17 protein-coding genes are annotated in these 17,342 nt (G+C 47.6%); 16 read left to right on the forward strand and 1 reads right to left on the reverse strand.

The genetic code is table 11. The features are described from left to right. Positions 1-5: 5 nt before the first annotated feature. The 4 genes from KO518_RS01550 (at position 6) to KO518_RS01565 (ending at position 4,751) form a co-directional block, all read left to right on the forward strand. On the forward strand, positions 6-2,312 hold the full coding sequence (locus KO518_RS01550; protein ID WP_216024042.1) for an MMPL family transporter: 2,307 nt from the start codon (positions 6-8) through the stop codon (positions 2,310-2,312). Next, positions 2,305-3,036, forward strand: a complete 732-nt coding sequence (gene fabG / locus KO518_RS01555; protein ID WP_216024043.1) for a 3-oxoacyl-ACP reductase FabG — start codon at positions 2,305-2,307, stop codon at positions 3,034-3,036. Before KO518_RS01550 ends, fabG begins: the two co-directional genes overlap by 8 nt. A gap of 40 nt (positions 3,037-3,076) precedes the next feature. Further along, positions 3,077-3,889 (forward strand): hypothetical protein, encoded by an 813-nt coding sequence (locus tag KO518_RS01560; RefSeq protein WP_216024044.1) that lies wholly within the window; start codon positions 3,077-3,079, stop codon positions 3,887-3,889. A gap of 190 nt (positions 3,890-4,079) precedes the next feature. After that, positions 4,080-4,751, forward strand: a complete 672-nt coding sequence (locus KO518_RS01565) for an HAD-IA family hydrolase (protein ID WP_216024045.1) — start codon at positions 4,080-4,082, stop codon at positions 4,749-4,751. On the opposite strand, the gene KO518_RS01570 is transcribed toward KO518_RS01565, so the two are convergent. Then, a complete protein-coding gene (locus KO518_RS01570) occupies positions 4,748-4,957 on the reverse strand; it encodes a hypothetical protein (RefSeq protein WP_216024046.1) in 210 nt (69 codons plus the stop codon). The genes KO518_RS01565 and KO518_RS01570 overlap by 4 nt on opposite strands. Positions 4,958-5,179: 222 nt before the next feature. Between KO518_RS01570 and KO518_RS01575 the strand changes: the two genes are divergently transcribed. From KO518_RS01575 to KO518_RS01630, 12 genes are all read left to right on the forward strand, one after another. Next, a complete protein-coding gene (locus KO518_RS01575) occupies positions 5,180-5,644 on the forward strand; it encodes a hypothetical protein (protein ID WP_216024047.1) in 465 nt (154 codons plus the stop codon). Positions 5,645-5,903: 259 nt separating this feature from the next. Next, on the forward strand, positions 5,904-7,190 hold the full coding sequence (locus KO518_RS01580; protein ID WP_216024048.1) for a hypothetical protein: 1,287 nt from the start codon (positions 5,904-5,906) through the stop codon (positions 7,188-7,190). After that, on the forward strand, positions 7,178-8,065 hold the full coding sequence (locus KO518_RS01585; RefSeq protein WP_216024049.1) for a hypothetical protein: 888 nt from the start codon (positions 7,178-7,180) through the stop codon (positions 8,063-8,065). Before KO518_RS01580 ends, KO518_RS01585 begins: the two co-directional genes overlap by 13 nt. 16 nt (positions 8,066-8,081) lie before the next feature. Continuing rightward, on the forward strand, positions 8,082-8,798 hold the full coding sequence (locus KO518_RS01590) for a hypothetical protein (protein ID WP_216024050.1): 717 nt from the start codon (positions 8,082-8,084) through the stop codon (positions 8,796-8,798). Between the two features lie 18 nt (positions 8,799-8,816). After that, positions 8,817-9,683 carry a hypothetical protein gene (locus KO518_RS01595; RefSeq protein ID WP_216024051.1) on the forward strand — a complete coding sequence of 289 codons (867 nt, stop codon included), beginning with the start codon at positions 8,817-8,819 and terminating at the stop codon, positions 9,681-9,683. A 72-nt stretch (positions 9,684-9,755) separates the two neighbouring features. Next, positions 9,756-11,201 carry a S8 family serine peptidase gene (locus KO518_RS01600; RefSeq protein WP_216024052.1) on the forward strand — a complete coding sequence of 482 codons (1,446 nt, stop codon included), beginning with the start codon at positions 9,756-9,758 and terminating at the stop codon, positions 11,199-11,201. Next, positions 11,195-11,524: a hypothetical protein gene (locus KO518_RS01605; RefSeq protein WP_216024053.1), complete on the forward strand. Its 330-nt coding sequence runs from the start codon at positions 11,195-11,197 to the stop codon at positions 11,522-11,524. The genes KO518_RS01600 and KO518_RS01605 overlap by 7 nt, the downstream gene beginning before the upstream one ends. A 13-nt stretch (positions 11,525-11,537) precedes the next feature. Next, positions 11,538-12,014 carry a hypothetical protein gene (locus KO518_RS01610; RefSeq protein ID WP_216024054.1) on the forward strand — a complete coding sequence of 159 codons (477 nt, stop codon included), beginning with the start codon at positions 11,538-11,540 and terminating at the stop codon, positions 12,012-12,014. A gap of 16 nt (positions 12,015-12,030) precedes the next feature. Then, positions 12,031-13,104, forward strand: a complete 1,074-nt coding sequence (locus tag KO518_RS01615; RefSeq protein WP_216024055.1) for a serine protease — start codon at positions 12,031-12,033, stop codon at positions 13,102-13,104. Positions 13,105-13,222: 118 nt separating this feature from the next. Continuing rightward, positions 13,223-15,493 carry an FHA domain-containing protein gene (locus tag KO518_RS01620; protein WP_216024056.1) on the forward strand — a complete coding sequence of 757 codons (2,271 nt, stop codon included), beginning with the start codon at positions 13,223-13,225 and terminating at the stop codon, positions 15,491-15,493. Positions 15,494-15,495: 2 nt separating this feature from the next. Continuing rightward, positions 15,496-16,251: a protein phosphatase 2C domain-containing protein gene (locus tag KO518_RS01625; protein WP_216024057.1), complete on the forward strand. Its 756-nt coding sequence runs from the start codon at positions 15,496-15,498 to the stop codon at positions 16,249-16,251. 165 nt (positions 16,252-16,416) lie between these two features. Then, positions 16,417-17,331, forward strand: a complete 915-nt coding sequence (locus KO518_RS01630; RefSeq protein ID WP_216024058.1) for a hypothetical protein — start codon at positions 16,417-16,419, stop codon at positions 17,329-17,331. Positions 17,332-17,342: the final 11 nt, after the last annotated feature.

Raw genomic sequence — 17,342 nt, forward strand, 5'->3', positions numbered from 1 at the left:
CGCTTATGATGGCCTTACTAGTTAGAGTGATTTTTGTCCTTGTGGTGGTTCCGGGGGCAGCGTTTTTTGCCTTTAACGCTCATCAAATTCAGATAGATACTAACTTAAATGATCTCAATCCGGACAAAGTCAGTGACCCAAGTCTGCAGTTTGCATTGGATTCATTAACTGAAAACGTAAGCCAGCGGTTTGTCGTTGCCATTACCAGTGCTGCAGAAAAGCGGACTAAGGAAGCAGCGAAAGCACTACAAGATAGCATAGGCGCATTACCTGAATTGAGGGTAGTGCTGGAAGGTGAAGTGCAAAGCGGCTATTTTTCGGCGCTCACGCCCTATCGCTTTAACCTCCTTAGCTCTGCGCAGCGAGAAGCGCTAGCGTCGGGGAATGTTCAGCAAATAGCAGAAGAAGCGCAGCGCAAGCTTTATCAGTTGGGCAATGGTGTGAGGCTATTGCCATTTAACGATGATCCGCTCGGCTGGTATTCAGATTACCTTTTGTCCGGACTGGATAATATAGCCAGTCCGGTGGGCGACGAGACCCCCGCTTCTGTCGCAACCTTTACTGTGCAGTTTACTACTTACCCTGTTAGCTTGTCAGAACAAGAATTCTTATATCAACAAATCCGGCAGGCGGAAGAACAGATTGAAGCACAATACGAAGTGCGAGTAATGCATTCGGGTATGTTCTTTTTTGCTGTGGATTCGGCACAGTCCGCAAAATCAGATATTCAGCTAATTGCTGTGGGCTCTGCTGCAGGCGTGCTGATTCTCATGTTACTGGTCTTTCGATCATTGCTGCCCCTTTTGTTATCTCTTACTTCTATCGCCATTGGGGTGGGCTTTGGTGTTCTAGCCAGCATTGCCGTATTTGGCTCAGTGCACATACTCACCATTGTGTTTGGTGCAAGTTTAATTGGCATCGTGGTGGATTATTCGCTGCACTATTTTTATCACTTTCTGTCGCAAAACAACGAACAGCAGCGCGGTGATGAAAAAGCGGGTACCTTGTTTCGGGCGATGTTACTCAGTGTGCTAACGTCTTTGGTGGGTTACGGCGCGCTCAGTTTGTCCGATCTCACGATTCTCAAAAAAATTGCACTGTTTTCGTGCTCCGGGCTGGTTATGGCATGGTTAAGTGTCATCATTCTCGGGCCACTTGTGGTGCGACGGCCTATTCAGGCCAGACAAACCTTGCTGTCTGGAATTATCGGCGTATTGCAGCAATTCTTTGCACGTCGACCATCCTGGCTGGCCGTTGGTGGTATATTGTTAGCAGTGGGTTGCGGGACGTTTGTCTTTATGGGCAATACAGCGGTGAATGATGATCCGCGTCGGTTCTTCCATGTGTCAGCAACACTGTTGGAACAGGAAAAGAATGTCGCTTCCCTTACCCAAGTATATGAACCTGGCCGTTACCTGCTTGTTCGTGGTCAGACACCGCAAGATATTTTTGATGCCCTTACTTCTTTGTACTCTGTATTAGGTGAAGATAAACAGGGGTTATCGAGTATTCTCGATTGGCTGCCCTCACCCGAAGAGCAACAAGCCAATTACGCGTTACAGGCGTCCCTTTATACGAGCGGCGGTGCGCTTGATGCATTCTCGCAAAAGCTCGGCCTTCCCGCGAGTTCACTCGATGGGGTGAAAGCCCAGTACCTGGCGTCGGAAGGCAATATCATAAGGTTCACCGATCTCATGGAGCAACTGCCGTCGTTACCCCCGCTGTGGATAGCCAACGGTGGCGGTCTGTACAGCTTTGCGCTTGTTAAGAAAAACAGCAACCTTGTCAGTATTGAAAAAGCCAGTGAGAACGTGCCTGGCGTCACGTACGTCAATACACTGGGCAATGCCTCTCACGCATTAAAACTTCAACGGGAAGCGGGAACAAGGCTATTGGTGCTGGCTTACACACTCATCGGCCTTTTACTGGTGTTCTACTACCGCAAGATATCAGCTGTATTGCTGTTACTTGTACCCGCGGTAGCAAGCCTGATTGCGGTGGCGATGGTGTCGGTTATGGGGCAAGCACTTACGGTGTTCCACGTGATGGCGCTGTTTTTGGTCCTTGGGTTGGGTATGGACTATATTGTTTTCGCCAAAGAAATGACCGCAAAGCGGCAAACCACTCAGCAGGCCATTTTGTTGTCGGCGGTAACCAGCCTGTTGTCATTTGGTCTGTTGGCATTTAGTTCTATGCCCATCGTCCAGGCATTCGGAAGTATTATACTTATTGGAAATACCATTAATTTTATTGCGGCAATTAGCCTGTTTAATGGTGATGAAGTAAAACGGGAGGGCGACAATTATGTCTGATAAAAAGAGGGTACTGGTTACCGGCGCCAGCAGTGGAATTGGAATGGCAACAGCATACAAGCTCGCTGAACAGGGTTTTGCTGTTGCCGTTCATTATCGCAGTGGAAAAAACGCTGCCGAGAAAGTAGCGAATGACATTGTTGAGTCCGGTGGTGAAGCCAGTACCTTACAATTTGACATTGCGGACAGAGATGGCACGCGAACGGCTATTGAATCTGACATCGAGCAGTTTGGCGCATACTACGGCGTGGTGTGTAATGCAGGTGTTACCAAAGACACGGCATTCCCCGCAATGACCAGTGAAGAGTGGGACGGCGTTGTTCACACAAACCTAGACGGTTTTTACAACGTATTGCACCCTACTATTATGCCGATGATCCGCTTGCGTAAAGGCGGCCGAATTGTCACCTTGTCTTCGGTTTCAGGGCAGATGGGGAATCGCGGGCAAACTAACTATAGTGCCTCTAAGGCCGGAATTATCGGCGCGACAAAAGCACTGGCAATGGAACTTGGAAAACGAAAAATAACGGTGAATTGCGTGGCTCCTGGTGTGATAGAAACCGGCATGATTGAAGGTGCCATTGCTGATGAAGCGAAAAAAATGATTCCGTTAGGTACCTTTGGACACGTGGATGACGTGGCAAATACCATTGGTTTTTTGGTGTCTGACAGCGCGAAATACATCACCCGCCAGGTCATTAGTGTAAATGGCGGAATGTACTAATTAACCCTTAATCGACCATTTTTTGGAAACGGAGTTTCTTATGAAGCACTTTTTGATAGCGATGGCGGCAATTGTGCTGTCTTTTACCACAGTAGCGGCAGTTGACAGTAAATATCAGCCATTGGCTGACATGATCTTGTCAGGAGATATAAAACAACTAAAAATCGCTTCACAGCGCATATACGAAAATAGAGTTTCGGACCCGGCGTTACTGGATATTGCAGCGGAAGTGCTGTTAAAAAAATACCCGGACGTGTACGCGTCTGAGGTGGATACTCTTGCTTGGTTGTCGAGAGCTATAGGTGCCTCTGAGAATGGTCGTTACTACAGCGTGTTGGCGGAGGTGGTAAGCAAAACCCAATTTGATAAGTTAGAGCGCCACGCCGAGAAAGCGCTCGATATGCTGCCTGGCAAAGAAGGAGAACAATACGTGGCAGGCATTTACCAGCTGCCCGAGGGTATCTACGAGAAAGAAGCTGTTTCTACCTTGGTGGTTCGTTTGAAGTCGCTCATGTTAGCCGGCGATTTGAAAAGCCTTAAGCAGGGGGCGCGAGAAATGGTGAGTACCCGCTCGAAAGATCAAGTGCTGTCGGATATCGCTGCCGAAATTCTATTAACACACTATGCTAAGGCCGAAAAGCATCAAATTGATACCTTTGCCTGGCTTGCCAACGCCATTGGTAGCACAGGTTCTGCCCGTTATATTGAAACGCTGCGTGAAATCGAAGAAAACAGCGATTTCAGAAAGTTGAGAGGTTACGCTGAAAAAAATCGTGAAAAGCTGGCAGAAGAAACTGTGGAACAGTATAAGCGGGGCATGTTCGACGAGCCACTTCCTGATTATTTGTACTAGGGACATCGTTGTCACTACCTGAACCTCAGATGGAAAAATGTTGAAGAGCACAAAGGTGCTCTTTTCTTCGGCAACGAAACAGTGGTCGCCATCTCATTTGCTCTCCCTGAGGTTGGTATCTCGGTATTTTTGTTCGCGTTTTTTTGTTAGGTTAAGCATTGATTACCGCTGAATGCAGGATATAACACCCGTGAAACCGGACACGATTATTTTCGATATGGATGGTACCCTCATTGACTCGGAAGGTTTTTGGACCGCCGCAGAATATTCGGTTTTTTCCGGACTGGGGGTAGATATGAGCAAAGGAAGTACTGCATTAACAGCGGGAATGTCTACTGCTGACGTCACTGATTATTGGTACCAGATCACTCCATGGCAGGGGATTTCTCTTAAAGAAATTGAGCGCAGAGTGATTGATGAAGTCGGTGAACGCATTGCTAAGCAGGGAGCGATGATTGAAGGCGCTGATTCACTATTAGACTTGTGTCGGAATTGCGGTATGAAAGTAGGGTTGGCTACCAATTCTCCCCACTCTATTGTCGACAAAGTGCTGGAGAGGTTTTCCTGGCACACTAAATTTGACTGTATTCTTACCGCCGATGACGTGTCGGAGCCTAAGCCCGCTCCTGATATCTATCTGCAAGGCATGCAACAACTCAACAGTAGTCGGGATACTACAGTGGTTGTGGAAGACTCATTGACCGGCGCAACGGCTTCTGTGGCCGCCGGTATCAAAACGCTAGTAATCAACCCCTCAATTGAACACTTTGAAGGGCTGATAGATATGATTATCCCGGTTGAAAAACTCAGTGACGTTGCCGCTTTGATAAGCAAACCACAACGGTTTCAAGCTGCCAGCTAAAGCCTTTGTACAAAGTGTAAGTTTGGGACATTAACCAAGGCTTCAGCGTTGTTAAAGCTTGGTTGGAATTCACCGGGAATTCCGGTTGGGCGTTGTGCGGTGCCATCACTAAAATCGTCAAGCTGTTCAGGGTTAACGCGAAATATTGGCCAACTGTTTTTGGCAGAGCGATAGCTTACTGATAGTTGTCTGTATTGACATCTCATTTTAAATTCCTTTGAGTAAATGTTTTTTTACTAAAAAATTCCAAAGTGCCTGGGCGGTTACTTCTCTTAGTGAAATTAGTCACGCAACATCTGGCTATTTAGTTAATATTGTGATGTTATCTCATTTGTTGATTGCTTTGCGTAAATGTAATATTTTTCACTATATGTTTTAATAAATTTCTGTGTTCAACGCAGACGCAACTAAAGAGAAGGGGATGAGTGATGTTTACTGAAGAAATGGTTTATTCCGCGCTTCAAACGTGGTGTGACAATGTTGTCAAAGTGGGAAAAGTGCATGCTGAAGGTGGAGACGCCAAAGCGGCAGCAGATCAGGTCCTTTCAGACCATTATGACTACGACAACGGCAAGGTGTTATTTAAGCCAACACTGACGTTTGGAGAGCACACATTCCGTCCGACAAAAGAAGGAGCGCTGTCGTATTTTGTTGGTGGGAACAGCGGTTATCCGAACGACAATGGCTTTAAACTAAAGCCATGGGTGAAAGTGTGGTATAGCAAAGAAGATTTCATTATCAATGGCAACTTGGCCATTGTGCAGTGTAACGTGCATTTTATCGGTGCAGATGACAGCCATATTTTTGTAAATAAGAGCTTCGTTTTTAAACAGTGTGACGACGGGAACGTAAGAATTATCTTGCACCAGTCATCACTTCCTTATTTGCCGTAGAAATCGAACCAAGTAACCGCCGCTCTTAATATATGCCATGCAGATGGAGGGCGGCTTTTATTTAACTTCAACCTCTTACATCTTTTTCTCTTCCGTTCTTTGTGCTGAAAGTCCGCAATGACGGTTGCCTCGAGCGCACCCGGGCTTGTCTTTTCTGCACAGATCAATATTTGCGCGTAATATGAAGTTCCTATACTCTACTTTGGTATAAAAAGTCAGCAAATACTCTTATAGCCAGTTACAAAAGGATGAGTGAGGCATGGGTGTAATGTATTCAATTCAGTACAAAGCGGTGAGGAACCAAGCTGACTTACCGCGAATCGCAGGGTTTTTTGCGCTTTTTATTCTTATGTTGACTTGTGCTTTCCCTGGCTTTTCTGAACAAATGGGCGGACAGCAGCCCTCAAAGCGAGGTTTTACTGACACGGTCGCTTTTGCCGGTATCACTTTTTTAGGTGGTAAACAAGATCTCGCCATTCAATATCCGTTGACGTCGTCGGTAGTAAAAAACAACAATCTCAATGCAATACTTTATCAGGCTATCCTGAAGAAGCCTCCCCGCAATATGACCGTGTCGGCCAGCAGCCTCGACAAAGACGACGGGCATAAATATGCCATGAGCATGCTGATTGACAGCGAGGCTGTGTCAGAGGAACAGGTGACCTTGTCGAAAAGTACCGTTTATCCGTGGTGGGTACAATTGTCAGCACAGTTGGTCATTTTCGACGTTGAAGCTTCTCAACTCGTATACACCAAAACGTTACCCATCTTGCGTTGTACGGATATTAACAGTACTGCAGTATCCCGTGAGGCCATTGTACAGCGTGTGGAAGACATGCTGACGAATAACGTCTGCGGTGATCACCAGGGGCTGATTCAGTATTTCGTCGATGCCTTATATCAGGCTCCTGCGCCTGCCAAAGCCAGCCTCGTACAGTTTGCCGTTGCTGATGTTATCGTTGGTGACAAAGCGCTGCCTTATCTACCACAGCGACTAAAGGAAAGTGGCTTGGACGTATACAGGCGCTATGTAGCAAATCAACTGACGAAAGCCATGTCTGAAACACAAAATATTGCAGTACAGCCCTACACTGCCGACCAGTCTGTGCTGCAGATGCAAGGGCGCTTTTTTGGGGGAGAGCAAACCTACAAGCTCACATTACCCAGGCCTTATTACAAGGTGATTTTTACGTTGCGAGGCTTTAAAAAAGTGCCGTACAGTAAAAACAGAGCCGGTGAGTCGAACTATTATGGCGTGTTTAGCGAACTGGCGGTGGTGAAAAATCTTAAACGCGGTGATCAGGACGTATTTCGTCAACAGCTTAAATATGTTACCAACGAGAAGATTCCCAGCGGCTTTTTTTCCCATGAGGAGTGGTACTTCTTTGATACTAATTTGCTGGCGTTGATCTACAAAGCCAACACTGAAACTTACGACGATCGCACTGAGTTTATGAAAGCACAAGGGTTTGATCGCACCCAACAACGGGCGTTTTTTAAGCAGTTCGAGAAACTTAAGGAGGCTTACGCGTCATGTCGTTTATAAGGATAAGTGCGTTAGTCGTGTTTGCTATGTGGGCTAGCACCGGTTTTGCCAGAGATGTGCGAATAGAAGGCTATTCAATTCTGGCAGTTACACAGGTCAGCGACAGTGACAAAGAGCAGCAAGTATCAGAAGCCCTTTATCAGGGGGTACTGGATTACTACAGCGACACTGACCCCAATATGTTGCACTTTATCGAGACGAAAATTCCCAAAGCGCTAATGCAGAAAAACATCTCGAAACTGATTAACGAGTATCGGGTAGACCAGGCCTTTGACGAGCGCGGCCGATTGGTTACTGACGTGGTAGCGAGCTTCAAAAAGTCAGATTTTGAACAGCGATTGCAAAAGTTGGCATCATCCCGGGAAGAAATCACATTGGTGGTCGTGGAGTTTTTGCAATCCACAGAGCAACGCCTGTCAGCGGCCAGGAGCACGTTTTCTCTTCCACTCTCGGAATCCTTATCTGGTGGAAACTTAGTGGTGTCCACGCAATATGATGAACTGTCAGATCGCACGGGTGGCATGTTCAATTTTGGGCTTATGGAAAAGGAGTTTGTTAACAGCGGAAACGTTGCGATAGCGCCTCTGAACGCCGCCGCGAAAGCCAAAGCCGGTGGTGCCAAAGCCTACAGCGCGATTGTTACTCACACGCTGACGTTTGTCGGGGTTGACAACCTCCGACAGGAAATTCATCAGGTTAAGCTGCACAGTACAGCGACCATCATTAATGCACATACCAATGAGAGGACCACACTAGAAGTGGCCAATACGCTGGGAGAAGGCGAATCCGAAGCGTTGGCGACTCAAAGCGGAATTAATATAGCATCAAGAAAACTCGCCGGAAAAATAAAAAGCCATTTTTTACAAAAATTATAGATCAGAGGATAGAAGTATGTGGAAGGTGAAGATAGTTGCAATAGCGATGGGCGCGTCCTGTTTACTGGGGTGTCAATCCACCGAAACTATGATTAAGGAAACTCTGGAGGTGATAACCGGAGAGAATGATACAAGGGTGGATGAAGCCAGTTTGCAGGAGCGTTTTACGATCTCGCCAGGATTGGCAGTGTCCGACCCGTTACTCGGGGCATATGTTACCTCGTTGATGTCAATTATGACGGCGCAGGAAATTTGGCTCAGGGCCATTGGCAAAGCAGAATTGGCAGCTCAAATGGAAGAAAAGCGCACGTCGTTAGAAAATGGCGATACCCTTGACAGCGACGTATTAGACAGCATTAACGCGTTGAGCCAGGAAGCTAAAGACGTGCTGGCTGACGAAAAAGCGGAAGAAGACAAGCTGAGTCGAGAAAATCGGATTTTGTTTGCCACAGGCTTTGTGCCTTATTACGTCGGGGTTAAGCAGGCCAAAGACGTCAGTGAAGTGGCACCGGCTTACTCCAAAACGCTGGCTAACAATGCCACGAATGTGAGGCTAATGGAACGAAATATCGTGCAATTTAATGCTGTGAAGGAAATTATTCGCACCAGTCCGGACTACATAAATACCTTGTATGAAACCACGTCTTTGGTATTCGAATACTCGCAAGATCAGGGGATAAAAGTACCATCGGAGATGGAAGCACTGAACGATGCGGCAGAAATGAGTCTATAAGCGGGCATGAGAATGGGAATGTGGCGTGTAATAGGGATAGTCCTGCTATTTGTGTTGTCACAGGGTAGCCGCGCTGCGCCTATGCCGAGTTTGGTGGTGATTGGCGCCGGTGGCGAAGAGGGGTCCATCGCTTCCAGCGCGCCAATCTACCGGCGGGTGACCACGGCGATTGTTGATCAAATGCGAGGGCGTGGTTTTTCCTCTTATGCTGCATCTGAATTGCTGGGAAGCAGTGAAGCGAGCCGTCAGGGCTATCGCGATAGTGATCTCACCGCGTTGGTGCGCACCATTCAACATCAGCCAGTAGACATTATGGTGGAGTTTGCCATTCATCTTTACCTGGAAGAAAACCGCTCAAAGACAGCGAATGCTGTGCGGGCAAGGATTGCCGGGCGGTTAATATATATTAATACCGGTGAGTCACTGGGAGCCTTCGAAACCCAGGCTTCAGAATACTGGATGGTGCCACTCGATTGCGTCGATGTGTGTTTGTCTGAGTCAGTAGGGGAGTATTCCCGCTGGCTGGCAGATGAACTTGGCGCGGTACTGGCGGAGATCCTCGACGACGAGGTGAGCCGTCCTAATTTTACTTTTAAGCACCAGGTCAATTTGGTGCACTTTAGCGAAACTGAAAAGCAGCAATTTGCAGAGCAACTGGTAAACCACAAGAACGTGGTAGGTCTGCGGAACTACAAAGCGTTAGGCTTCATTCTCAGTTCCCGTTTTGGCAGGGATATAATTGCCGACACCCTAAGGGACATAGCGACGAACTGGTCACAGGGGTTAATTGTTGAACAAACCGGTAACGTACTTACGGTAAGTGTACCGGCTAACAAGAAAGAAACTGAACCCAAGGCATTGGATATTGAAAGTATTTTTCAATAGACGGTTTTTGTCTCTAGGGTTTCTATATACCACATTTTATAACCCGAAACCCTCAGTGAAAGGGGTAACAACATGGTGGCGAGTAATCTCGTTAAGCAATTATTGTGGCATGCACTGGGGGTTTTTCTGTGTAGTGCTTTTATTATCACTAGTGCCTGCGCCCAGCAGATTCATCATAGTGACGTTCAGACCTTGCCAGACAATGGTGAGATACCGGTAATCGTGGTGCTGAAAAGCAGCCCGAAAGCGTCCCAAGAGCGCCAAGCTCAAGGCGGGTGGCTCAACTTGCAGGATTATATCAGCCAGGTTCAAGAGGAATTTACCAAGGAGCAGGGTTGGGTTAATTTCAATGAACTGGTGAAATTCAAGCACGTACCTGCCGTGGCCAAAAGCGTCTCTGAGAAAGAGCTGCAACGGTTGCAGCAATCCCAACTGGTACAGGGGGTGTACGCGGACAGATTCAACACGCCCGCACTGGTTAACAGCCACCGTACTATTGGTCTGAATGGTATCCCCGACTACTCGCACCAGGGTGAGGGATATGCGGTAGCAATTATTGATTCAGGGGTTGAGAGCAGCCATCCTTTTTTTCAGCAGCGCGTTATCGACGGGGCGTGCTTCTCCTTCAATGGCTCTTGTCCTGGCAAGCAAAAACGCGCTTTTGGGGTAAGTGCCGGGCAACCATGTACAGGCAATGCAGGCTGTTTTCATGGCACTCATGTCGCTGGCATTGTCGCCGGCTTCCAGGCCCAGTTATCCGGTGTTGCGCCGCAAGCTAATTTACTGACCCTGAACGTATTTTCCATTGCAGGGCAGCGAATGGGCTCACGAGATTCCGACATTATGCAAGCCTTGGAATGGGTCTATGAGCACGCCGAAAAACACAATGTAGCCGCGGTGAACATGAGTTTAGGTGGAGGGCAGTTTTCTCATACATGCGATGATGCGCCTATTAAGCGTTTTATCGATTTGCTGGCACAAAAAAACGTTGTCACGGTCATCGCTTCTGGCAATGAACGCTATACCAACGCGGTGGCCAGCCCAGCGTGTATTTCCACAGCCCTTACTGTTGGATCCACTGATCCTGACGGCAATATCTCTTCTTTTTCAAACAGCTATGCAGAGCTCGATGTGGTAGCTCCTGGGGGAGAAATTACGTCCTCAGGTCTGCAAGGACGCTACATTACATCGTCTGGAACATCCATGGCTGCGCCTCAGGTAGCGGGCGCTATTGCCCTGTTGCGATCGGCCTTTCCCGACGCGAGTGCCAAGCAATTGATGCTGGCTGTTAAACAAGGAAAAGCCGTCACTGATCCCCGTAATGGTCTGCAAACTGTTGCATTGTATGTGCCCTATGCACTTGAATACCTGGAGCAGATAATGGTAGCGCCGGCACCAGGCGGAAACAGATCTGAGCCGCCGGGCAAACAACCCGCATGCCGGGCAAATGTTGACGGCATTATTGTCGAAGATATGACTGAACATTGTCAGTCTGCAGGAGGAAACATCCAATGGTAGCGAAGTGGTGTAAAGGCGCGGCCTTAATTACTGCACTGTGTCTTGGGGCGTGCTCGGAAGATTCATCCTCTTCATGTGAGCAATACCCCGAGGTGTGTGCCGAGTTGGAAAACCATGCTCCGGTAAATGTTATTGTGACCCTTGCATTGGGCGCAGATGAGGAAGGCTTTGTTCAATGGCTGGAAGACGAGAATATTGCAATACTAGCTTCGTTTGATGCCACCGGACAAATGTTGCTGGAGGTAAACAGAGCTGAGTTTGATGCCCTGAGCCAACACCATGACATTGAAAAAATCCAAAAAGATAAATTTTATCCTCGCTAGGGAGGGCAAGGCAATGAGTATACTAGGTAAAAGTGCACCGATATGGTTAGTTGCGGGTTTAACTGCCGTTGGTGGCTGTAGCATGACAGAACAGGAAGGCTCTGAGCCGAATGTCATGCTGCGCCCGGCGACGCCCGAATACACTGAATTTCAGCTTGCACTGTTGGCGCAGGGTAGGTTATTGCTGGTGGAACAAGACGGCGTTTTGTGGCCTGCATACACGGTGGAAAAGGCATTGCTGGAAAGTTTCCCACCACAAATGCACGTGACACTGCATCACAATAAGCAGGCGATGACTTTTTTTGTTGATCAGATTTATTCACCGACTCGCGTTTCTGGGAAAAATTATCGGGCTGATGTTTACATAAATAGCCAGTGGATGCCGGTAGAAACCTTTCGGCTAAACCAACTTGATTTCGAATATAAAACTGATAACAGCGATGTTTGGCAGCCCGTATCGCCACAATCTGTTCGCTTTACAAAACGATAAAGGAAAAGGATTTATCATGCATCTTTGTCTAAAACTCTTTCTGCTGGGGCTGACAAGCTTGGCAGGGCAATTACAAGCGGCCGATCTTAAACCTGCTTCCGACTTCCCCTCAAGTGGTTTCTTTGAACCGGTGAAGCAAAGTGAACTGGATTTTGGCTACAGCGCCAAAGTTGTAATAGGCCCCGCTGATTTCGAGAAAATGCGTGACTTCCCTCAAACAAGTGATTTGTACAAGCTCAGTGAACGTATTGGTGCTGTATTCATGGATGGTCGGCCCATGTGCAGCGGCAGCCTGGTAGGGCCCGATCTTTTCCTTACAAATGAACATTGTGCTTTTTCTGGTGGTAAGCAAATTCCATTATCTAAGTATCTATTTAGTTTTAACTATTATGTGGATGATTTAAGAAAAGTGTCTGGGATGCCCCTTTTTAAAGCCACCGAACTGGTGGCTTATAACGCGAAGCTCGACTACGCGCTGTTTCGCCTTGATCAGCCCGTTGGTGATAAACTGGGTTGGCTAACCTTAGAAACGAACGATAAGGCCACCATGCGTGCCAATGGCGTGAGAATTATTCAGCATCCCAAAGGCCGTTCAAAAGAGGTGGTATTAAAAAATACGGGTTTATACAAAGAATTTTTGAATCGTGGATTAGTGCATTACTTTGCTGATACAGAGCCTGGTTCCAGCGGTTCGCCCGTTTTCACTGCCACGGGCGATAGCATCATCGCACTACACCATTCAGGCTACACGGATAACGAAGGCAAAGCCATGATCAACGAAGGGATTTCAGCCGCGCGAATATATGCTGAAATTAATCGGTTTTTACCTGCTTCAAAACGCGACAGAAGAGCAAATCCGCGGACACAGCAGCCAGTACATCCGCCCGCCCAACCCGCAGACGGAAATGCGCGTTCAAGACGAACAGCACCAGTTTCGCCACGGCCACCCGCTCCCAGGCAAACACAGCCTGCGCCAGCTCAGCCAGCAAAACCTTCGCCTCAGCGCGCCCAGCCTAAGGTAGTGGATTGTAAGGGGCAAGGCATGGCTGTTACCGATGAAAATGGCAATGTGACCTGTGTTGAGTGGTAAATACAGAACTAGTCATTGCTTTTCCAATGACGATCATAAAAAATGGTGAATAAATAAGCATTAGGAGCGATTTGCTTGTTTATCTACACGGTGTTACGCAAGGCAGTAAAAATAACGAATGAACAAGCGTATAAAAATTAAGGTTCCAGGCGGGCTTCTTCTTTTTATTTTATTGATGATGGCCAGGAGTGAAGCATATGCGGCGGAGCGCTGGCAGATAGTTGTGCTTCCCGACACGACATACACCTCTTCTTCAGAGTTGCTATCTGTACATCACACCCTTAGCAGCCGCCTGGTGAATGCCATGACGTCAGCCGATTTTGATGTTATTTCAAAAGAGAGCCTGCGTTTACCCAACTGTATTCATGAAGATTGTGCCAGCCTCACTGATCAAAAGATTCAGCAAATAGCCCGCACTTCCGGCAAAGAGGTCAATCTGGCGCTGCTATATCAAATACGCGCCAGTGAACAACCAGGAAGGGCTGTTAATAAATGGCAGTTTTATTTAAGCGGCCGACTTCTTGATTTGGAGAGCGGCGCTCATTTAGATGGGTTTGAAACGGAAGGGCGCTTTACTGAAACAGCTACAGATTGTGAGGGCGTTTGTTTTTCTGATTGGTTGACGAAAAATGCAGGTTATCTCGCCCAAGATTTGGGGGCTGTGTTGTCTGAGAAGCTCGATGCTATCCCCAGGCGCTTCCGCTACAACTTGCATATTTCCTCTTTCACTCCCACTGAAGTGGTACAAATTGACCAATACCTTAAGGAACTGCCAGGCTATATTGCCGACAGTTTGCAAAAAGACTTTAACGCTCGCCCTCAACTTTTACATCAGGTGATGGACCGCCACATTCGTTACGTGTCGCTGCAATCTGGGTCTGACTTGCGCAACGAAATAGAAGGGTTTATTTCAGATAAGGGCATTCCCATTGATGTAAGTTACTCACAATCAGCCCGACGGTTTGATCTTAACCGCTCTTCTTTACCGTTTTTGTGGGGGTACACTACCGCAATTGTGCTTATTGTCGCTGCTTTCTACGGGACGTACTTTTTATTGCAACGGCAAAAACACGGTCGGGTATTGGGCAAGTACGCAAGTGAGGGGCAAGCGCAGCAGTGGTTGAATTACTTCAAGCAGGCAAAATCACCTCTGGTTCCGCAGCAAAAGCAGTGGTTCGAAGAAGAAAAGTTGTGGCTGGGGAAAATTAGCGAAGCCAAACAGCTTAGTGAGCAAGCGTGGTTGCTGGCAGAACAACACAAATATGATGACGCTCAGAAAAAAATCGAGGCCGCATTGGCGTTAAATCGAGACGACAAAGAAGCCTTAGTACTAAAAAAACACATTGTGGATTACAAGCGGGGCTTCGAGCGCTTGCAACTCGCAGAATCTGAAATAGAAACCCATCCTGCTTCCGCACTACCTATTTTGGATGAGGCGAAAAAGCTCAATCCCCGCCTTGAGAACAAAATTGTTCCACTGGAGAATCGCTGCATTCAATTGATGCATGAAGGCTTAGGGCGCAATGCCATTAAAGAAGCAAAATCGGCACTTGAGCACGGAAATATTTATCAGGCATATGGCATTATTGACAGCTCGTTATTGAAAATAGCCGGTTTGAACTCTTTTCTTAAGGAGCAGGCGGAATTGGTTGTCTTGCGTGAAGAACTGTCTGCACAGGTGCCCGTGCTGAACGGTGCGTTGCAAGGTGGCGGTGCACTTGCAGGCCATTATTTTTACACCAATGGTGAAGTGCAAATAGGCCGCACGGCAGGTAGTGCTGATACCACCCTGATGATTGGTTTTAAGCGCATTTCAAGAACCGGTAAGCAAACCCGCATTGTTCGTCAGGACAGACAGTATTTTATTGAAGATTTAGCCAGTACAAACGGCACCCATTACAACGGCCAAACCCTGGCGCCTTTTAGTCGGGTTAAGTGCAACCCAGGTGGTAGTTTATTACTGGGAAGCGGTGTGCAAAATGCCACCACTGGCGCTTGCCAAATCGATACAATACTGCCAGAGCACATTAACGGATGTATGGTACTGAAATTAGCTTCTTCGGTGGTGCGCTTCATTGATGATACCAGTATGGGGCAGATGTGGCCGTCAATGGATGAAGATATGAGCAAGCGCTGGGTGTTGTTCGACAGTGAACTACCGCTGGGACTGAATAAAGACGGGCAGCTTAGCATTGCGCTTGAGTCAACATCTAAGCCATTGGCGTTACTAAGTTTCAACGGGCGCTATTTCATTGAACCGGCAACGTGTCACGCAGAGCAGTCAGAGGTGTTCATAAATGGGCAATCTGTACATGGCAAGGTGCCTGTACCGCCAGGGGGTGTTATACACATTGGCGGCGAAACATTGCAATTCGGGGAGTGCCAGTAATCGTGCCTGTGACTGTGGTGAGTCGAAGTGATGTCGGGAAAGTTAGAAAGAATAACGAAGATGCATTTTGGTTTGCGCCCTTACCTGAGCCTCCGTCGTTAGTACTCTCACTGGTAAGTGACGGCGTGGGAGGAAAAGAATTCGGCGAAATTGCCAGCGCCAAGACGTGCGACGTCTTCGAGGAGCTGGTGAATACGAATAAACTAAAAATGGCTGCAGACCCTGACATGCGTGGCCCCATGCTTGATATGAGCGCGCGCCGAGCACACCAGGAAATTGCGGCCATGGGACAGGAAAATAAAGACTACGCGGGAATGGCATGCACGCTGGTGTGTGTGTTGGCTGACGAAGACAAAGTGGGCTGGGTGTGCGTGGGTGACAGCCGTATTTACCATTGGCGGAGCGGGGAGCTAAGCCAAATATCTGAAGATCAAACGGTTGCCATGGCCTTGTATAAAGAAGGTCGCATTCAACAGGCTGATATCGCCACGCATCCTGATAAAAATACGCTGATGTACTGTCTCGGGGTAGAAGGCGTAAATAATCCTATCGCCCCGGATAGTGGGGTATTTTACTGGCAAGCGGGTGACAAAATATTGCTTTGCAGCGATGGTCTTACCGACATGGTAGACAACAGTACTATTGCGTCAATTTTAGCGTATTCTCCCACACAAGCGCTGGATGCGTTAATTGGTGCTGCTCTGGCGGCAGGTGGTAAAGACAACATTACCGTGTCGGTATTAGAAAATACGGGCTGAGTTGTATAGTTATTTAAGGCGGTTCTTTCATTTTGTAAATGAACACGCGATTAAATTCACTGCTTGGTATAGCGGCTTATCAAAGCTATTCAAGCTAAATGGAAAAAACTGCCAAGTGTTTTCATAAGCAATGGTAGTAACGAATAGAAAATTTAAGGAACTATTATGCGTCACTTATTCAAAACACTGGCTTTAACCCTTACGCTCGGCCTATGTGCAGTGCCTGCCACAGCCGCAGATAACCCAAATTTGCTAGTGATGGGCGAAGACGCCGATGAAGACTCAGTACCCAGAAACAGCCGCGTCTTTAAGCGGGTAGTCAATGCACTGCAAAGCCAAATGAACTATTACAGCTTTGATGTGTACGATGAAACTTTTGTGACTATGGACAACTTCAAACAAGGCCGGGTAAGACGCACTGACGCTGAGTTGTATGATATCGCTCGTTCTGTGAAGCGTCCGCCCATTGATGTCGTTGTGGTGTTCACCATGTATGCCAGTGCGCAAAAGAAGGATTATACCACCAAAGTTAAAGCGCGCATTGAAGGGCGAATGATTAACGCGAAAACCGGTAAGTTTGTCGACAATTTCGAAGTGGATAGCGGCAAATTCTGGAATGCGCCGAATGATTGCAACCGCGAATGTATCCTTGAAACTGTGGGTGATAAGGCCAAGATTCTGGGAGATGAACTGGGCTCTGTATTGGCTGAAAAACTCGACTGGTTAGTGGAGGATAATGGTTCTGATAGCGATAAAGATCGCAGTGCAACCAACGGTATGGTGACCGACTACTACCTGGTGTTCGACGGGTTCAGTGCTGAAGACTTCATGGACATTGAAGAATACCTGGTTATCTTCAGTGGCTATGACTCCCATCGCCCTACTGAGCAGCGCCACACGCGAACGGAAGTCATGTATCGCTCTAGTATTGGCACGGCGAAATTAAGCCGAAACTTGAAAAAAATGCTGGGCGAGCTGGATATGCGTGCAACGGTAACGTTTGAAGGTAACACGTATACCCTGAAACGCATTACCCGTCGCGGTGAAAATCGCAAGCCCTCAGAAGATGGTGGCTGGTAAGGCGGCATCAA

Source organism: Aestuariibacter sp. A3R04, from assembly GCF_018860805.1.
GTDB lineage: Bacteria > Pseudomonadota > Gammaproteobacteria > Enterobacterales > Alteromonadaceae > Alteromonas.

Excerpts from the sequence above, each read along its gene's own strand:
- KO518_RS01550 (WP_216024042.1), top strand. The coding sequence starts at position 6 with ATGATGGCCTTACTAGTTAGAGTGATTTTTGTCCTTGTGGTGGTTCCG.
- fabG (WP_216024043.1), top strand. The coding sequence starts at position 2,305 with ATGTCTGATAAAAAGAGGGTACTGGTTACCGGCGCCAGCAGTGGAATT.
- KO518_RS01560 (WP_216024044.1), top strand. The coding sequence starts at position 3,077 with ATGAAGCACTTTTTGATAGCGATGGCGGCAATTGTGCTGTCTTTTACC.
- KO518_RS01570 (WP_216024046.1), bottom strand. The coding sequence starts at position 4,957 with ATGAGATGTCAATACAGACAACTATCAGTAAGCTATCGCTCTGCCAAA.
- KO518_RS01575 (WP_216024047.1), top strand. The coding sequence starts at position 5,180 with ATGTTTACTGAAGAAATGGTTTATTCCGCGCTTCAAACGTGGTGTGAC.
- KO518_RS01580 (WP_216024048.1), top strand. The coding sequence starts at position 5,904 with ATGGGTGTAATGTATTCAATTCAGTACAAAGCGGTGAGGAACCAAGCT.
- KO518_RS01585 (WP_216024049.1), top strand. The coding sequence starts at position 7,178 with ATGTCGTTTATAAGGATAAGTGCGTTAGTCGTGTTTGCTATGTGGGCT.
- KO518_RS01590 (WP_216024050.1), top strand. The coding sequence starts at position 8,082 with ATGTGGAAGGTGAAGATAGTTGCAATAGCGATGGGCGCGTCCTGTTTA.
- KO518_RS01595 (WP_216024051.1), top strand. The coding sequence starts at position 8,817 with ATGTGGCGTGTAATAGGGATAGTCCTGCTATTTGTGTTGTCACAGGGT.
- KO518_RS01600 (WP_216024052.1), top strand. The coding sequence starts at position 9,756 with ATGGTGGCGAGTAATCTCGTTAAGCAATTATTGTGGCATGCACTGGGG.
- KO518_RS01605 (WP_216024053.1), top strand. The coding sequence starts at position 11,195 with ATGGTAGCGAAGTGGTGTAAAGGCGCGGCCTTAATTACTGCACTGTGT.
- KO518_RS01610 (WP_216024054.1), top strand. The coding sequence starts at position 11,538 with ATGAGTATACTAGGTAAAAGTGCACCGATATGGTTAGTTGCGGGTTTA.
- KO518_RS01615 (WP_216024055.1), top strand. The coding sequence starts at position 12,031 with ATGCATCTTTGTCTAAAACTCTTTCTGCTGGGGCTGACAAGCTTGGCA.
- KO518_RS01620 (WP_216024056.1), top strand. The coding sequence starts at position 13,223 with ATGAACAAGCGTATAAAAATTAAGGTTCCAGGCGGGCTTCTTCTTTTT.
- KO518_RS01630 (WP_216024058.1), top strand. The coding sequence starts at position 16,417 with ATGCGTCACTTATTCAAAACACTGGCTTTAACCCTTACGCTCGGCCTA.